The sequence below is a fragment of the Enterococcus sp. DIV0755f genome (genome assembly GCF_051713725.1).
Lineage (GTDB): Bacteria > Bacillota > Bacilli > Lactobacillales > Enterococcaceae > Enterococcus_D > Enterococcus_D casseliflavus.
On the sequence record NZ_JBIOQL010000001.1, the window covers coordinates 221181 to 237049 of the forward strand.

General features: G+C 45.3%; 14 protein-coding genes. 13 read left to right on the forward strand and 1 reads right to left on the reverse strand.

Annotated features, from left to right (window positions below):
• Positions 1 to 12 precede the first annotated feature (12 nt).
• The 10 genes from agaV (at position 13) to IGI73_RS01050 (ending at position 11914) form a co-directional block, all read left to right on the forward strand.
• Positions 13 to 495: a PTS N-acetylgalactosamine transporter subunit IIB gene (agaV, locus tag IGI73_RS01005; RefSeq protein ID WP_005226769.1), complete on the forward strand. Its 483-nt coding sequence runs from the start codon at positions 13 to 15 to the stop codon at positions 493 to 495.
• Positions 496 to 521: 26 nt separating this feature from the next.
• Complete coding sequence (locus IGI73_RS01010) at positions 522 to 1328, forward strand: PTS mannose/fructose/sorbose/N-acetylgalactosamine transporter subunit IIC (RefSeq protein WP_128488841.1); 807 nt, start codon at positions 522 to 524, stop codon at positions 1326 to 1328.
• The gene (locus tag IGI73_RS01015) at positions 1318 to 2346 is read left to right on the forward strand and encodes a PTS system mannose/fructose/sorbose family transporter subunit IID (RefSeq protein ID WP_005226771.1); all 1029 of its coding nucleotides are present in this window, start codon (positions 1318 to 1320) and stop codon (positions 2344 to 2346) included. The genes IGI73_RS01010 and IGI73_RS01015 overlap by 11 nt, the downstream gene beginning before the upstream one ends.
• A 214-nt stretch (positions 2347 to 2560) precedes the next feature.
• Positions 2561 to 3295: a GntR family transcriptional regulator gene (locus tag IGI73_RS01020; RefSeq protein WP_005226773.1), complete on the forward strand. Its 735-nt coding sequence runs from the start codon at positions 2561 to 2563 to the stop codon at positions 3293 to 3295.
• 179 nt (positions 3296 to 3474) lie between these two features.
• The gene (locus IGI73_RS01025) at positions 3475 to 4644 is read left to right on the forward strand and encodes an SIS domain-containing protein (RefSeq protein WP_074536648.1); all 1170 of its coding nucleotides are present in this window, start codon (positions 3475 to 3477) and stop codon (positions 4642 to 4644) included.
• 185 nt (positions 4645 to 4829) lie between these two features.
• Positions 4830 to 5825: a tagatose-bisphosphate aldolase gene (gene lacD / locus IGI73_RS01030; protein WP_428206947.1), complete on the forward strand. Its 996-nt coding sequence runs from the start codon at positions 4830 to 4832 to the stop codon at positions 5823 to 5825.
• A gap of 417 nt (positions 5826 to 6242) precedes the next feature.
• Positions 6243 to 8009, forward strand: a complete 1767-nt coding sequence (locus IGI73_RS01035; protein WP_428206946.1) for a DUF2264 domain-containing protein — start codon at positions 6243 to 6245, stop codon at positions 8007 to 8009.
• A complete protein-coding gene (locus IGI73_RS01040; protein WP_087626764.1) occupies positions 7984 to 8811 on the forward strand; it encodes a DUF7402 domain-containing protein in 828 nt (275 codons plus the stop codon). The genes IGI73_RS01035 and IGI73_RS01040 overlap by 26 nt, the downstream gene beginning before the upstream one ends.
• A gap of 150 nt (positions 8812 to 8961) precedes the next feature.
• Positions 8962 to 10125: a glycoside hydrolase family 88 protein gene (locus tag IGI73_RS01045; protein ID WP_428206945.1), complete on the forward strand. Its 1164-nt coding sequence runs from the start codon at positions 8962 to 8964 to the stop codon at positions 10123 to 10125.
• A gap of 13 nt (positions 10126 to 10138) precedes the next feature.
• Entirely contained in the window at positions 10139 to 11914 is a 1776-nt protein-coding gene (locus tag IGI73_RS01050) for a glycoside hydrolase family 35 protein (RefSeq protein WP_438759010.1), read from the forward strand.
• A 24-nt stretch (positions 11915 to 11938) separates the two neighbouring features.
• Here IGI73_RS01050 and IGI73_RS01055 read toward each other — a convergent pair whose 3' ends face one another.
• Positions 11939 to 12646 (reverse strand): GntR family transcriptional regulator, encoded by a 708-nt coding sequence (locus IGI73_RS01055; RefSeq protein ID WP_060791605.1) that lies wholly within the window; start codon positions 12644 to 12646, stop codon positions 11939 to 11941.
• Between the two features lie 190 nt (positions 12647 to 12836).
• Between IGI73_RS01055 and IGI73_RS01060 the strand changes: the two genes are divergently transcribed.
• The 3 genes from IGI73_RS01060 (at position 12837) to IGI73_RS01070 (ending at position 15521) form a co-directional block, all read left to right on the forward strand.
• Entirely contained in the window at positions 12837 to 13799 is a 963-nt protein-coding gene (locus IGI73_RS01060) for a PTS mannose/fructose/sorbose transporter subunit IIAB (protein ID WP_010748603.1), read from the forward strand.
• 140 nt (positions 13800 to 13939) lie between these two features.
• Positions 13940 to 14728 carry a PTS mannose/fructose/sorbose/N-acetylgalactosamine transporter subunit IIC gene (locus tag IGI73_RS01065; RefSeq protein ID WP_005226797.1) on the forward strand — a complete coding sequence of 263 codons (789 nt, stop codon included), beginning with the start codon at positions 13940 to 13942 and terminating at the stop codon, positions 14726 to 14728.
• Complete coding sequence (locus IGI73_RS01070) at positions 14712 to 15521, forward strand: PTS system mannose/fructose/sorbose family transporter subunit IID (RefSeq protein ID WP_428206943.1); 810 nt, start codon at positions 14712 to 14714, stop codon at positions 15519 to 15521. The genes IGI73_RS01065 and IGI73_RS01070 overlap by 17 nt, the downstream gene beginning before the upstream one ends.
• Positions 15522 to 15869 lie beyond the last annotated feature (348 nt).

Here is a 15869-nt window from a genome sequence, read left to right on the forward strand (position 1 = left end):
GAGGACATATTTATGGGAGAACCAAATATTTTATTGACGCGAATCGACAATCGGTTGATTCATGGGCAAGTTGCCACACAGTGGAACGGTACGTTGGGGGCAAATCTAATTTTAGTGGCAAATGATAAGGTCGCCAAAGACAAAGTCAGACAAGGGTTGATGGATATGGCGGCGCCAGCTGGCGTCCAAACGAGGTATTTCTCGCTTCAAAAAACCATCGAGATCATTCATAAAGCATCACCAAAACAAAAAATTTTCATGGTGGTTGAAAATCCGCAAGATGCGTTGAAATTAGCTGAAGGTGGGGTGCCGATCAAGAAACTGAACATTGGGAATATGCATATGTCAGAAGGGAAAAGACAGGTTGCTACGACAGTTGCCGTCGATGAAGCAGATGTCGATGCCTTTAAAAAACTGAAGGAAATGGGGGTGCAATTAGTGATCCAGCGGGTTCCAACGACACCTGTTGAAGATGAAAAGAAATTGTTTCAGTAATGCAGAGGTAAGGAAGGAGAAAGAAAATGGATTACACGATTTTTCAAATCATTTTAGTCTTCATAGTCACATTCATTGCCGCGATCGATCAATATAGTTTTTTAGAATCATTGTACCAACCCATTGTTACTGGGATGGTTATCGGACTTATTCTTGGAGATCTTCAAACCGGCTTGATCGTTGGCGGAACGTATCAGTTAATGACGATCGGCAATATGCCGGTGGGCGGTGCGCAACCGCCAAATGCGGTGATTGGCGGAATTATGGCAGCAATCTTAGCGATCACGCTGCAGCTGGAACCCACAGTAGCGGTTGCTACGGCGATTCCGTTTTCTTTGCTGGGGCAATATGGGGTGACGATTATCTTCTCACTAATGTCGCCAGTGATGTCAAAAGCCGACAGCTACGCCCATGATGCCAATACGAAGGGGATTGATCGAATCAATTATTTAGCGATGGCGGGTCTTGGTACGATCTTCGGCTTGATCGTGGTCTTATTCTTTATCGGCGGTGCTGCTTTCGGGAATCAGGCGGTCGCAGCGATCCCTCAATGGTTGATGGGTGGGCTCGGCGCAGCTGGGGGCATGATGCGGTATGTCGGTTTTGCGATTTTACTAAAAGTGATGGTTTCCAAAGAAATGTGGGGCTTCTTCTTTATGGGGTTTGGTTTAGCCACGATCGTAATGGCGGCACCTTCCTTGCAAGGACCAGCCTTGATCATTCTAGCCTTTATCGGTTTTGCATTAGCCTTTTGGGATTATCAAATCCAGTCCAAGTTTAAAGTAGCAGCAGCCAATACCTATGATTTCGGAGGCGATGAAGATGGCATATAATATTCCCGATTCTTATAGCGAACAAGCGCCCGCAGAACAACTGGATAAAAAGACCTTGAACAATATGGTCTGGCGTTCCTTATTTCTACAAGCCTCTTTCAACTATGAGCGAATGCAGGCAGGAGGCTGGTTATTCAGTATTTTACCGGGCTTGAAAAAGATCCATAAAAATGAAAAGGACTTGGCTGCTTCAATGAGCCATAACTTAGAGTTTTTCAATACCCATCCATTTTTGGTGAACTTTGTGATGGGGATCATTTTATCGATGGAACAAAACAAAGCCGATATTCCCATGATTCGGGCAGTGCGAGTCGCCGCGATGGGACCGTTAGGCGGGATCGGTGATGCGTTGTTCTGGTTTACCTTGGTACCAATCACGGCGGGTATCACAGCCAATATGGCGATCAGCGGCAATATCGCTGCACCGTTTATATTCTTACTGGTATTCAATGCGGCCCAATTTGGTTTGCGGTACTTCTTGATGCACTGGTCCTATCGTTTAGGGACAGATGCAATTGGCATCTTAACGGAAAATGCCAAAGAGTTTACCCGAGCAGCGAGTATTTTAGGGATTTTTGTTGTTGGCTCCTTGACCTGCGTGTATGGAGCGACGTCTTTGGATATTCAGATCCCTAATGGCACTACCAATGAAGTGACGCAAGCGACGACGATCGTGGATGATCAAGCAGCCATTGCCGCTTACGAAGACATGCTGTATACCACGGATGAGAATGGTCAATTGACTGACACATTGCAAGAAAATGCGGCGGTCAACGAACTGGCTAACGGCAAATATGAATTGACGTTTAACAAAGTCAACGAAGTGCCTGTGACGATCGATATTCAAAAAATCCTCGATGGGATCTTGCCGCAAGTGATTCCATTGACCATCACATTGATGCTGTATTTCTTCTTATCAAAACGCGGCTGGACGCCGTTGAAATGTATCGCTTTGCTGCTAGTGATCGGCTTGATCGGTTCTGGCTTTGGCCTGTATCCATCCATTTGGCCGCAATAAGCAAGCTAGCAGAAGAAACGGCGCAACACGTAGGAGGAGTTTTGCTAAGCAAGCAACAGCTGACTTTTCAGCTTAGCTCGTGCTGGCAATTGGTTCATTTTCCTGCGTGAAAAGACACAAATTCAGGAAACAGAGCCCCTGTAGACGATTGTTTGACACGCCTATCGGGAAATAGTACACTCGTTATGTGGTAGTAACCAGTTTGGAGGGGCTTATGAATATCAATAAAAATCGACAACCATTATACGATCAATTGTTAAATTTACTGATTGAAAAAATCGAAAATGAAATGGAAGCAGACACAATGCTTCCCTCAGAAAGAGAGCTGTCAAAGCGCTACGGATTAAGTCGGACCACCGTTCGCTTGGCTCTACAGGAGTTAGAAAAATTAGGCTATATTTATCGCCAACATGGCAAAGGCACCTTTGTCTCGGATATCCGCAAGCAGGCAACCAATTTATCAGGTTCGTATAGTTTTACCGAACAGATGAAAGCACTAGGAAAACAACCAGAAACTAGAGTATTGGCATTCAAAAAAATGGAAGCGACAAAATATTTTGCCACTCAGTTGCAAGTTTCCATCGGCGAGCCGATCTACAAGTTAAAACGATTGCGTCTTGCTGATGGCCAACCGATGATGATCGAGCGTTCTTATCTGCCGGTCAAACGCTTCATGCATTTAACGAGTGAGATGATCGAGCAAAAACCATTGTACGACATCTTCCATGAAGATTTTCATCAAGTGATCCGCCTCGCGGACGAAGAATTTTTTGCCAGCATTGCCAGTGCGAAAGATGCGGCATTGCTGAAAATCCACGAAGGTGCGCCAGTGTTGAACCTGGTACGCAGCACGTTCAATATTGAAAATGAAGTGATCGAATACACCTTGAGTGTTGCCCGAGCAGACCAATTTAGATACAAAGTCCGCCACTTGCGTAACGACGAGTAGCGCATTTCCTAGACAGTCTGAAATGATCCACTCGAGCAAAGAAAAGGCGTGTATTCAAAACCAGTGAGGTCGGGGAAGTTTGCCCTTTGGGTGATCGCTAAGCATTCATCCAAGACAAGCGCTCCTCGCACCGTCACTGGGAATACATACTGGAAAAACAGTAGCTAGGAGGAAGAAAGATGTTTCAACTGTCAACAAAGGAATTAGCAGAATTAGGTGCGGAGATTACAACAAGAGAAATCAAACAACAGCCAGAACTTTGGCAAGAAACCTTGACGATCTATCAAGAAAAGCAAGAGGCGATCGCGACTTTCTTACGTACCATCAAGCAAAAGACGGATAAACGCATTCGGGTGGTCTTCACGGGAGCGGGGACGTCGCAATATGTTGGAGATACGATCGTTCCTTACTTGAATAAGACGGGCGCAACTGCGGATTATCTTTTTGAAAGTATTGCTACGACGGATATTGTCGCAGCTCCAGAACAAGTTTTATTTGCGGATGAACCAACACTGCTCGTTTCTTTTGCTAGAAGCGGCAATTCACCAGAAAGTTTAGCAGCGGTCAAAATCGTCGATCAATTCGTTGCCGACAGTTATCATTTGACGATCACTTGTGCAGCCGACGGATCTTTGGCACAACAAGCTGCCGCTGATGAAACGAGCTATCTGTTATTGATGCCTGAGAGGTCAAATGATGCTGGCTTTGCAATGACGGGAAGTTTTTCTTGCATGGCTCTTTCCGCACTGCTGATTTTTGACCAGACGCCTCTGACAGAAAAGAGGCATTATGTTGAAACCCTTAGCCGATTGGGGCAAGAAGTGATCGACAGAGAAACAGAACTCCAAGTACTGACGGACCGTTCCTTTAAGCGGATCGTTTACCTTGGGTCAGGCACGTTGTCGGGGTTGACCAGGGAAGCACAGCTAAAAGTATTGGAACTGACTGCGGGAAAAATCGCCACCGTGTTCGATTCTTCGATGGGCTTCCGTCATGGACCGAAATCATTCGTAGATGATCAAACCCTCGTCTTTGTCTTTGTCAGCAATACGTCCTACACGCGGCAGTATGATCTTGATATGTTGGAAGAATTAAAGAGCGACGGCATCGCCGCCGCAGTGACTGCTATCGGACAGCCGACAGCTGTGAATTTCTCAGGAACAAACTTTTTCTTTCCAGATGACACATCATTGCCAGACGGTTATCTTGCCTTAGCAGATATTGTCTTTGCACAAACGATCGCACTGCTGGCATCGATCAAAGTCGGGAATACACCCGACACACCTTCGCCAACGCGTACCGTCAATCGGGTGGTCAAAGGCGTGACGATTCATCCGTATAACAACTAACGATGACTGAGAAAGCCCACCACGAGCACGTATCTTTTCGTGTACGAAGTCGATACGTGCGGTGGTCAATCAGTCGAACGGCTTCATCAATAGACATTTTTATACGTGCTGACAACCGTTTCGCCAACGCTGAAAAAAGTGAAAGCGGTTGATTCTTTGGCATGGACAAAAAAGGAGGAATTTTAATGAAAGCAACCGTAACGAAAGCCAAAAAAGCAGCGATGGATCGCCTGTCAACGAAAGAAGGAGTGATCGCAGCTTTAGCGATCGACCAACGAGGTGCCTTGAAAAAAATGATGGCAGCACTTGGCGTGGAGGCTGATGCAGAGAAAATCAGCCAGTTTAAAACGCTAGTCTCACAAGAATTGACCCCTTACGCGTCTTCTATTTTATTAGATCCAGAATATGGGTTGGCAGCTGCGCAAAGCCGTGATCCAGAGGCGGGGCTTTTGCTGGCGTATGAAAAAACCGGCTATGATGCGACTACGCCGGGGCGTTTGCCTGATTTATTAGGGCAATGGTCGGTTGAGCGATTAAAAGCAGCTGGCGCAGATGCTATCAAATTTTTGCTTTACTATGATGTAGATGAAGATGCCCAGATCAATCAGTTGAAACATGTCTTTGTGGAACGACTCGGCAGTGAATGCCAAGCGGCTGATCTGCCCTTCTTTTTAGAAGTCCTTTCCTATGATGCTAAGCTGCCTGAAGTCGACTCAAAAGCATATGCGCAACGCAAACCAGAAAAAGTCATCGGATTGATGAAGGAATTTTCAAAACCGCAGTACAAAGTCGATGTGTTAAAAGTGGAAGTACCAGTCAACATGAATTATGTGGCAGGTTTTGCTAAGGAAGAAGCCGTGTATACCAAGGAAGAAGCTGCCGCGTATTTCAAAGCGCAAAGCGACGCGACGCATCTGCCGTTTATTTTTCTCAGTGCAGGGGTATCGGCTAGCTTATTCCAAGAAACGCTGGTTTTTGCCAAAGAAGCTGGCTCCACCTTCAATGGCGTCTTGTGCGGCCGGGCAACGTGGAAAGATGGTGTTGAACCCTTTGTAAAACAAGGAACAGAAGCAGCCAAAGAATGGCTAGCAAGTACTGGAAAACAGCACATCGAAGACTTGAATGAAGTGATCCAAAAGACCGCCACTTCTTGGTGGGACAAAGTCGCGGTCGAAGAATAGTTTTTTCGCTGTTTGACAAGAGAAATGGCCAGTAATCAGACATCTTAAGGGCTTTTGAGAAGAAGTGGTAGGCTTCTGACTTAAGGCTTTAGGGTGTCTTTTTCTAGTGAAAAAAGGTTGATAGTATAACTGACGCTGCCCTCATCTAGACAAAAAAGGGTTAGCAAAAAATTATGAAAAAAAGTCAGAGCACTATGGATGATTTATCATAATTTTTTCATATAGACTAAGTTAACTTTGCTAGTTAAAAGAAAAAGAAGGGAAGAGAATCAATCCTAAAAGATTTGTTAACAGGTTAAGTCAAAAATCCCTCGAAATCTTTTCTCATTTTTCAGCAGTATTGCCAGTAGAAGATCGCTTGATAAAAAAGCCGTTGCTTGCTATTCTGTTCTGTAAATTGACAGAAGGAGATGGCGTATGAAGCAAATGGCAATCAAAGAGAATTCATTTTTGACGCGTCTGGATTATCAGCGGGCATTGGAAGATATGATCGCTCCTTTGCGAGAAGCGATCTTGGCAGATGACTATCCAGGATTGAATCTAGGTAGCAGTGGGGCCGTGTATGACCGAACACGGGCTGAGATGGAAGCGCTTGTGCGTCCTTTGTGGGGGCTGGCGCCTTATTGGAGGGTTTGCCCAGATGATCCGTTACGAGCAGCTTATGTGGAAAAAGTGATAGCGGGGACAGATCCTGAACACGCATTTTACTGGGGAAGGATCACGGATTATGATCAATACATCGTGGAAGCAGCCGCATTGTCATTGACCCTATTGTTGCAAAAGGACGCTTTTTGGACATCGTTGCCGCAGAAGAACCAGCGAAAGCTAGTGGCTTGGCTTTCCCAAGCACTTGAGTGCAAGATTCCTAAGAACAACTGGACATTCTTCAAAGTGTTGATACGCGTTGCCTTGTTTCACTGTGGGGAACCGTTGGCAAAAGACGCATTGTCCCAAGAGTTGGCATTGATCGATTCCATGTACGTTGGCGATGGTTGGTACGTAGACGGGAAAACGACGCAGCGAGATTACTACATTCCTTTTGCGTTTCATTATTACGGCTTGATTTACGCTACATTTATGCAAGACGAAGATCCAGAATGGGCGCAGCGTTTTAAAGAGCGAGCCACGCTATTTGCGCAAGACTTCGTCTATTATTTTGATGAAGATGGCGAAGCCTTGCCCTATGGCCGCAGCCTGACTTATCGGTTTGCGCAAGGGGCGTTTTTCTCGGCACTGGTTTTCGCAGACGTCGAAGCGATCCCATGGGGACAGGTGCGAGGACTACTGGCGAAGCACTTGCGCAATTGGATGGCACAAGAAATTTTCACTTTCGATGGTCGCTTGTCCATCGGGTACCACTATGAAAATCATGTAATGGCAGAAGGGTATAATGCACTAGGCTCGCCTTATTGGGGGCTGAAGACCTTTTTGCTTTTAGCGGTCGCAGAAACGCATCCTTTTTGGCGGGCTGAACCTGAGCCAATCAAAAGAGAGCCGCAAAAACGGATTGAAAAAGGCAATATGTTGCTGGTGCACAATGAAAAAAGCCATCATCTGTTGGGGTATCCTGCAGGCTTGATGCTTGAACAGCAAGCCCATGCTCAAGCAAAATACAGCAAATTCGTCTATTCGAGCAAACTTGGTTTCAGTGTCCCGAAAGCTGGCGTCACGTATGCCGAAGGCGCCTTCGATAGCACATTAGCTATTGCTCGAGATGGCAGCTATTTTCGCACGAAGGGCGCAGTCAGGGATTATCGGGTGACGGAAAAAGGGGTCTTTTACCAATGGGCACCCTTTGAGGAGGTAGTGATTGAAACTGAGATTTATCCCTTTGGTCAGTGGCATGTGCGCGTGCACGAGTTGACGACGACGATTTCGTTGGACCTCCGTGAGGGCGGGTTTAGTGTACCGCTAATCGGACGGTTGCCTCAGGCCCAAACAGGACCGACCTGGAGTCGAGTCAGTGAAGAAGGCTTTTGTTCTCAAATCATCAACATCGAAGGCTATCAACAAGCCAGTATTGTTCAGCCAGAAGCCAATACCTCCGTCTTTTTTCCAAGAACTAGTTTTCCATACTTAGCACAGCATATCCTGCCAGGGAAGCACCGTTTGATTTGTTTAGTCGGTGGTATCGTAGAAAAAGAAAGGAGCGATCCAAATGATTACGCTAGCAATAAAAAATAAGCAGGACCAGGTGATTGTTGGTCGCATCGACCATGAAAAAGAACCCGCGCCGTTTCAAGTTTCTGGTGATGATTTGGCCGTATTAGCCATTAAAAACTATCTCTATGAGGAAGGAGATAAAATCGTCGTTGAGGTGACAGGGGAAAATCCGTATTATGTCCTTCAGCTTGATGAAACCTTAGCACCATCACTGATCTATCTTTCCCAATCCACTTGGGAATATCAGATCCCTTGGACGGAATCTCATCGAAAGTCCTCGGTGGAAACGGCCTTTGCCTCGCAGCGCCATCACCTGATGGTGCGCAAAGCCCAGGCGTTTGAGATCACGAATTATCAAAATTTATCTTTCAATGCCCATGATCAAAAGTCAGCGACAGGGGCGTATCCTCATGCTTCAGCGAATGTGGAGACGCGAGATGATTCCGTCTTTTTTGCCAAGAATGCGATCGATGGAAAATATGGCAACCGATCCCACGGTTCGTATCCGTTTGCTTCTTGGGGCATCAATCAGCAAGCCGATGCTGCATTGACCATTGATTTTGGTCGTCCTGTCTTGATCGATCGGGTTCGTTTTCTATTACGGGCAGATTATCCCCATGATAGCTATTGGACCAAAGGGACCTTGGTCTTTGCTGATGGAGAAGAGCTGGTGGTGGAAACGACAAATACGGCGTCATTTCAAGAAGTTCGTTTTCCGAAAAAAGAAACGACTAAGCTAACCTATAAAGAGCTACAAAAAGCAGAGGATGATTCCCCGTTTCCAGCTCTTACACAAATCGAAGTATTTGGTTGGAACTGTTAAAAAAAAGAGGACAAGAGCATGACAGGTCTGCATTTGTGGGCAGTTGTCATGCTCTTTTTTTAGGAATCAATGAAGGAAGGTCGCTTTTTTTGTTCGTTTACGTTATAATGATTTCAGTTAATATGTTAACAAGTTAAGAGGAGGGTAAACATGCGTCTGCAAGAGAACAAACAACGCTTGATCCTGTTAGGAGAAAAAGTGACCGATGTGTGGTTAGCGGATAAAATCACCGCGTGCATCCAACAGATCGAAAAAAATAGTCAGCGCTTTGGCACACAGTTTCCTTCAGCCTGTGCCACCAATGGCAAATATCGGCTGAAAGGCAACGATGATTGGACCAATGGCTTTTGGACGGGGATGTTGTGGCTCGCCTATGAGTGGACCAAAGAGAAGAACTTTTTGACTCGAGCAATGGAGAATATCGACAGTTTTCAAACGCGCTTAGACGACCATTTTGTATTAGATCATCATGATATTGGTTTTTTATATAGCTTATCTGCCGGTGCGGGCTACAAGATCACTGGCGATGAACACTGCAAGCAAGAAGTCATTCAAGCAGCAGATGTTTTGTTGGCACGTTTTCAAGAAAAGGGGGAATTTATTCAAGCTTGGGGCACTTATGGCGACCCACAAGAATACCGCTTGATTATTGATTCGCTACTGAACTTGCCGCTTTTATTTGCAGCAACCCAATTATCGGGAGAGACTCGTTACGCAGAGGCCGCGAGTAAGCATTATCAGACAGTGCGAAAGACTGTCATCAAAAATGACGCCACCACCTTTCATACGTATTATTTCGATCCTGAAACGGGGCAGCCAAGTCACGGGGCGACGCATCAAGGAAACAGCGACCAATCGATTTGGGCACGAGGGCAAAGCTGGGCGATTTTAGGGCTTCCTTTGAATGAAAGCTACTTGCATAGCCAGCCTTTTCCAGAAAATTATCCGCAGATCGTGGAGGTGTTTTTGGCTCATTTACCCGCAGATCTCGTGCCGTATTGGGACTTTGATTTTAACGACCAACATCCTGCTGAAAAAGACAGCTCAGCTTTAGCGATCGCGGCTTGTGGCTTGTTGGAAGCAGAGAAAATGGAGGCATATCCTGATGCCCAAAAAATCGCTAAAGGGATGCTTTACCAATTAGGCGAGCAGTATGCAGCGAGCCAAGTGCCAGAAAATGAGGGCTTATTGCTGCATGGTGTGTATGCTCATGCGGAAGGCAAAGGCATCGATGAACCCAATCTTTGGGGTGATTATTTCTATTTAGAAGCATTGATCCGATTGGCATTGCCTAATTGGCGAAGATACTGGTAAAGGGGAAGACGACATGCGAACGTTTGAGATAAAAGAAGATTTTTTGTTAGATGGAAAACCAATCAAATTGATCAGCGGAGCGATCCATTATTTCCGCATGACACCGGCGCAATGGACAGATAGCCTCTACAATCTAAAAGCACTGGGAGCCAACACAGTTGAGACCTACATTCCTTGGAATCTCCACGAACCTCGTGAAGGAGTCTACGACTTTGAAGGAATGAAAGACATCTGTGCTTTTGTAAAGCAAGCCCAAGCGCTAGGCTTGATGGTCATTTTGCGGCCTTCCGTCTACATTTGTGCTGAATGGGAATTTGGCGGGCTGCCAGCTTGGCTGTTAAACGAACCGATGCGGTTGCGCTCAACCGACCCACGCTTCATGGCAAAGGTACGTAACTATTTCCAGGTCTTGCTGCCAAAGCTTGTGCCGTTGCAAATCACCCATGGGGGACCAGTGATCATGATGCAGGTGGAAAATGAGTACGGCTCTTATGGAATGGAAAAAGCGTATTTGCGCCAGACCAAAGAGTTGATGGAAGAATGCGGCATCGATGTACCCTTGTTTACTTCAGATGGGGCATGGGAAGAAGTCTTGGACGCTGGGACATTGATTGAAGACGACGTCTTTGTCACAGGCAATTTCGGCAGTCGTTCCAAGGAAAATGCGGCTGTGATGAAAGAGTTTATGGCAAAACATGGCAAAAACTGGCCCATCATGTGCATGGAATATTGGGATGGCTGGTTCAACCGCTGGGGCGAGCCAATCATCAAGCGAGACGGTCAAGACTTAGCCAATGAAGTCAAAGAGATGTTAGCAGTCGGCTCCTTGAATCTTTACATGTTCCATGGTGGCACGAACTTTGGCTTTTACAACGGCTGTTCCGCTCGGGGATCGCTGGATCTACCACAAGTGTCCAGCTATGATTACGATGCTTTACTGACAGAAGCAGGAGAACCTACCGACAAATACTATCAGGTACAAAAAGCCATAAAAGAAGCCTGTCCTGAAGTGTGGCAAGCCAACCCACGGACCAAGCAATTAGCGGCGTTAGGAACCTTTCCCATCGAAAACAGTGTCTCGTTATTGGCCATCAAAGACCAGCTGATGGCACCGCAAGAAAGCATGTATCCACTAACAATGGAAGCTGCCAGTACAGGCTACGGCTATTTGCTCTATTCGGTTCAGTTAAAAAACTATCATCGAGAAAACAAATTAAAAGTGGTAGAAGCTAGCGATCGGTTGCATATTTTTACCGACGGCCAATTACAGGCGATCCAATACCAAGAAACGCTAGGTGAGGAGCTGTTGATCCAAGGGACACCAGATAAAGAAACCATCGAGCTAGATGTCTTAGTAGAAAACTTAGGGCGCGTGAACTACGGCTTTAAATTGAATGGGCCTACACAAGCCAAAGGCATCCGTGGGGGCATCATGCAAGATATTCATTTCCATCAAGGCTATCGTCATTACCCATTGACGCTTTCCGCAGAGCAGCTACAAGCCATCGATTATCAAGCAGGAAAAAATCCGACACACCCCTCCTTTTATCAAACGACCTTCACGCTGACAGAGGTAGGAGATACGTTCATCGATTGCCGTGGGTATGGCAAAGGCGTCGTTATCGTCAACGGCACCAATCTTGGTCGCTATTGGCAACGTGGCCCCGTGCATTCCTTATACTGTCCGAAAGAATTTTTGAAAAAAGGCAGCAACGAAGTCGTGGTATTTGAAACCGATGGCGTGGAGATCAAGGAACTCGTTTTCTGTGATCAACCTGTCGTGGAATAAAAAAATAGAAGTAGAGACCCAAATTTACGCGGGCTCTACTTCTATTTTTGTTTTGAAATATTTCCAATGCTTGTAGCTGACGATGTATTCAGCGACACTTCCATCTGCTAAATAGGAGTGCTTGACTTGTTTGACCGCAGGCTCTCGGAAGCTCAGTTGCAATAAGTTCAACAATTCAGCGTCATCAGGAAAGACGATTTCGTTGGTTTCAACAGAAGCCAATGAGAAAAGATCGATCGCAAAGTCTTTTCGGACCCGCTCATAAACACTGGCATACCGGTTGAGGTTTTTGGCGATCGGTTCTTTCATCAGCTTCTTCGGCAGATGAGTGATGTGAACCAAGAAAGGAACATCGCCAAAATAGCGGACCCGTTTGATTCGGTAGTAGGAAGCACTGGCAGCCAAGCCTAATTCTTTCAAAATCTCAGGATCATTTCCTTCTTCCACCGCAAGAACCTTGACCTTTTCTTGGTCCAGTGAATGCAGCTCGATGTCGGAAAACTTCACACTCTGAGATACTTTTGCTTTTGAAACAAAGGTCCCTTTGCCTTGGATGCGATACAGATAGCCAGCACTCGTCAATTCATTCAACGCTTTGACTGCCGTGATCGAACTAACAGAATACATTCGCTTGATATCCGCCTCTGAATAAAACTTATCGCCGGGAATGAATTTATGGTCTTTGATTTCTTGTAAAAGATCTTGCTTGATCTGCTCATACTTTGGCAACACAGTGGTTTCCCTCCATTCCATATGAATACAACAAGCATAACATGTTAAATACTTTCCTGCCACTTAATTATTGTAGAAAATATGTTGTTTTCCAGTCTGTACATGCCTTAAAAATAAAATTCAATATGTTAAGATATTAGGTTTACGGATGGCTTGCCATGTGGTATAGTATGCTTATAAGGAACATAACATGTTAAGTAGGGCGACCTACGGAGTAGGAGGGAAATTAGTGGAAAACATTGTATTGATCAGTCATGGAGGCATGGCGGAAGGGGTCAAAAGCAGTCTGGAGATGATCGTAGGCCAGCAAGCAAACGTTCACACCGTTTCATTACGACCAGATAGTGACAATCTGCAGTTTGAAAAAGAATTGAACGAGAAAATGAAAGCCCTTAACGGTTCAACATTGATTATTGCGGATCTATTAGGAGGAACCCCGTGCAACGTTGCAGTCAAGAATTATTTAGAGGATGACGAAGTGGCGATTTTCGCTGGAATGACATTGTCCGTAGTGATCGAGGCAGTCGTCAATCAACGAGCGACGATCAACGAGCTGCTTTGCTTAGCCAAAGAAAACATCGTTGATGTCAAAGCAGGGATGAACCAGGCAGAACAAGAAATTTTAGAAGAAAAGCAAGAGGAACTAGGGGATTACAGTGCGTATGCTGGACAAGAAAATATTGTCAATAGTCGGATCGATGAGCGCTTGATCCATGGACAAGTTGCTGGTATCTGGTCCACCAGTTTAAACACGCAACGGATCATCGTGGCCAATGATGAAGCCGCCGCAGACCCATTACAAAAATCTTCTTTACGAATGGCAGCGCCAACTTCGATGCGACTTTCCGTCCTTCCAGTGGCAACTGCAGCCAAGAATATTCGCGCTGGTCGTTACGGCAAGCAACGGTTGTTTTTACTTTTCAAAAATCCCCAAGATGTTTTGCGTTATATTGAAGCAGATGGACCGATCAAAGCGATCAACGTCGGCAACATGAGCTACAAAGAAGGCGCACGGGAAGTGACCAAAAGCATTCAAGTGCTGCCAGAAGAAGAGCCGATCTTTGAAGCGATCGCCGCAAAAGGAATCACCGTCACGGCACAGCTTGTACCCAATGAACCATCGATCGACTTTATGAAGAAATTACGAGGATAAATCAGGCAGCGCTTCGATCGAGGAGAATATGTAGCGGAAGATTTGTCAAAAAACGAGTGTTTTTCACGATTTATCTGAGGCGACACAACGATCGATAACCAGTCAGTTAAGACTCGTTCATACAATTAGGAGGAAAATTCATGCATTTAGCAGCGTATCAAATCATTCTTATTACTGTTTATGCTTTTATTGCTATTAATGATTCACTTATTTCCAATACGTTGACCCAACCAGCGATCGCCGGAATGATTTCTGGAATGATCATGGGGGACTTGAAGACCGGTTTGATGGTCGGCGGTACCTTGCAGTTGATGCGTTTAGGGATCGCCGCATTTGGTGGTGCATCCGTCCCAGATTATTTTACCGGCGCAGTACTGGGAACGGCGTTTGCCGTGATCTCAGGAAACGGCGCGGAATACGGCATTGGCTTAGCAGTTCCAGTGTCCTTACTGATGCTGCAACTGGACGTCGTGGCTCGTTTTTGTAACGTATTTCTACTACACCGAATCGATAGAGCCATCGACAACATGCAAGTCAAACGAATCCCACGGTTAGTTTTATCGGGTTCTTTCTTATGGGGATTGTCACGGGCGATTCCGATTTTATTGATGCTTTTAGCTGGAGATGCAGTCGTTACGACGATTACCGATAACACGCCAGAATGGCTGATGACTGGACTAAAAACCGCTGGTGGCGTCTTGCCAGTCGTCGGGGTAGCGATCTTATTGCGCTACTTGCCAACAAAGCACTACATTCCTTATTTGTTATTAGGCTTCTTTTTAGCTGCGTATCTGCAAGTCCCAATGCTCGGCGTTTCCATCATTGGGCTCGTAGCAGCAATGTTAGTCTTTAAACGAGATAGCGAAAAAGGCACCGTTGCAACGGCAGCTGCTGGAGATTTTGAAGGAGGATATGATGGCGATGAGTGATCAAAAACTGACAAAAAAAGAGTTGAATACCATTAGCTGGCGCTATATTTTGGCAAGCCAATTAAACTGGAACTATGAGCGAATGATGAGTTCAGGTTACCTTTACGGCATCCTGCCCGTCTTGAAAAAATTCTATGGCCACGATGAAACCCAGCTGCAAGATATGCTGCGGACCCACAATCAATTTTTCAATACCAATGCGATCTTTGGGAACTTGATCATGGGAATCGATGTCGCGATTGAAGAACAAGATGGACACAAAGCCAAAGAAACGATCATCGCCTTGAAAACGGCCTTGATGGGTTCCTTGGCCGGTGTCGGTGACTCCTTGTTCCACGTGATTTGGGGAACAATCTTTGGCTCTGTTGCTGGCACATTAGCGCAAAATGGTTCCGTCGTTGGTTGTGTCCTCTGGATCATCGCCAACATCACGTTACTTTTCGGTCGGGCAGCGTTGCTTCCCCTTGGTTACAAACAAGGGGTCAAATTAGTGACGACCTTGAAAGACAAATTATCTGCCTTCACCAATGCCGCAACCGTTTTAGGGGTTACAGTGATTGGTGCCTTGATTCCCTCTGTGGTCAAAGCAACTGTTCCTTTTGTCTATAAAAAAGATGGCGTCGAATTGGTGATCCAAGACACGTTGGATGCCATCTTGCCATCCCTTGTACCTATCTTGCTCGTCTTGCTGACCTACTGGATGTTAGGCCAAAAGAAACTAAATTCCACTCGAGTAATTTGGATCATCTTGATCTTATCGATCGTTTTGAGTGCGTTTGGTATTTTGGGTTAGGATTAGCAGTAATAACTGATAGATAAGAATATGTAAATAGAAAAAGAGTGTGGAATATTTTTCCGCACTCTTTTTTTATAAAATAATTTTCTTATTTATACTCATAAATAATTTGATTTTAACAAAAAACCGTTATATTTACTCCTATAAATCAAATATTTTAATTATTTTTATTATATAATGATTGAAAAGCTGTCTTTTGTTTGGGCAGTGGACTAGAAAAATGAGGATCTTTGGCTTGGTAATTAATTGACCAATTCACAAGGGTCTTACGGTGATTATGGTGATAATCTACTATTAGTGATAAAGCTGCCACCAATTAATTCATAAAACAGCCAAAGGAGTGGG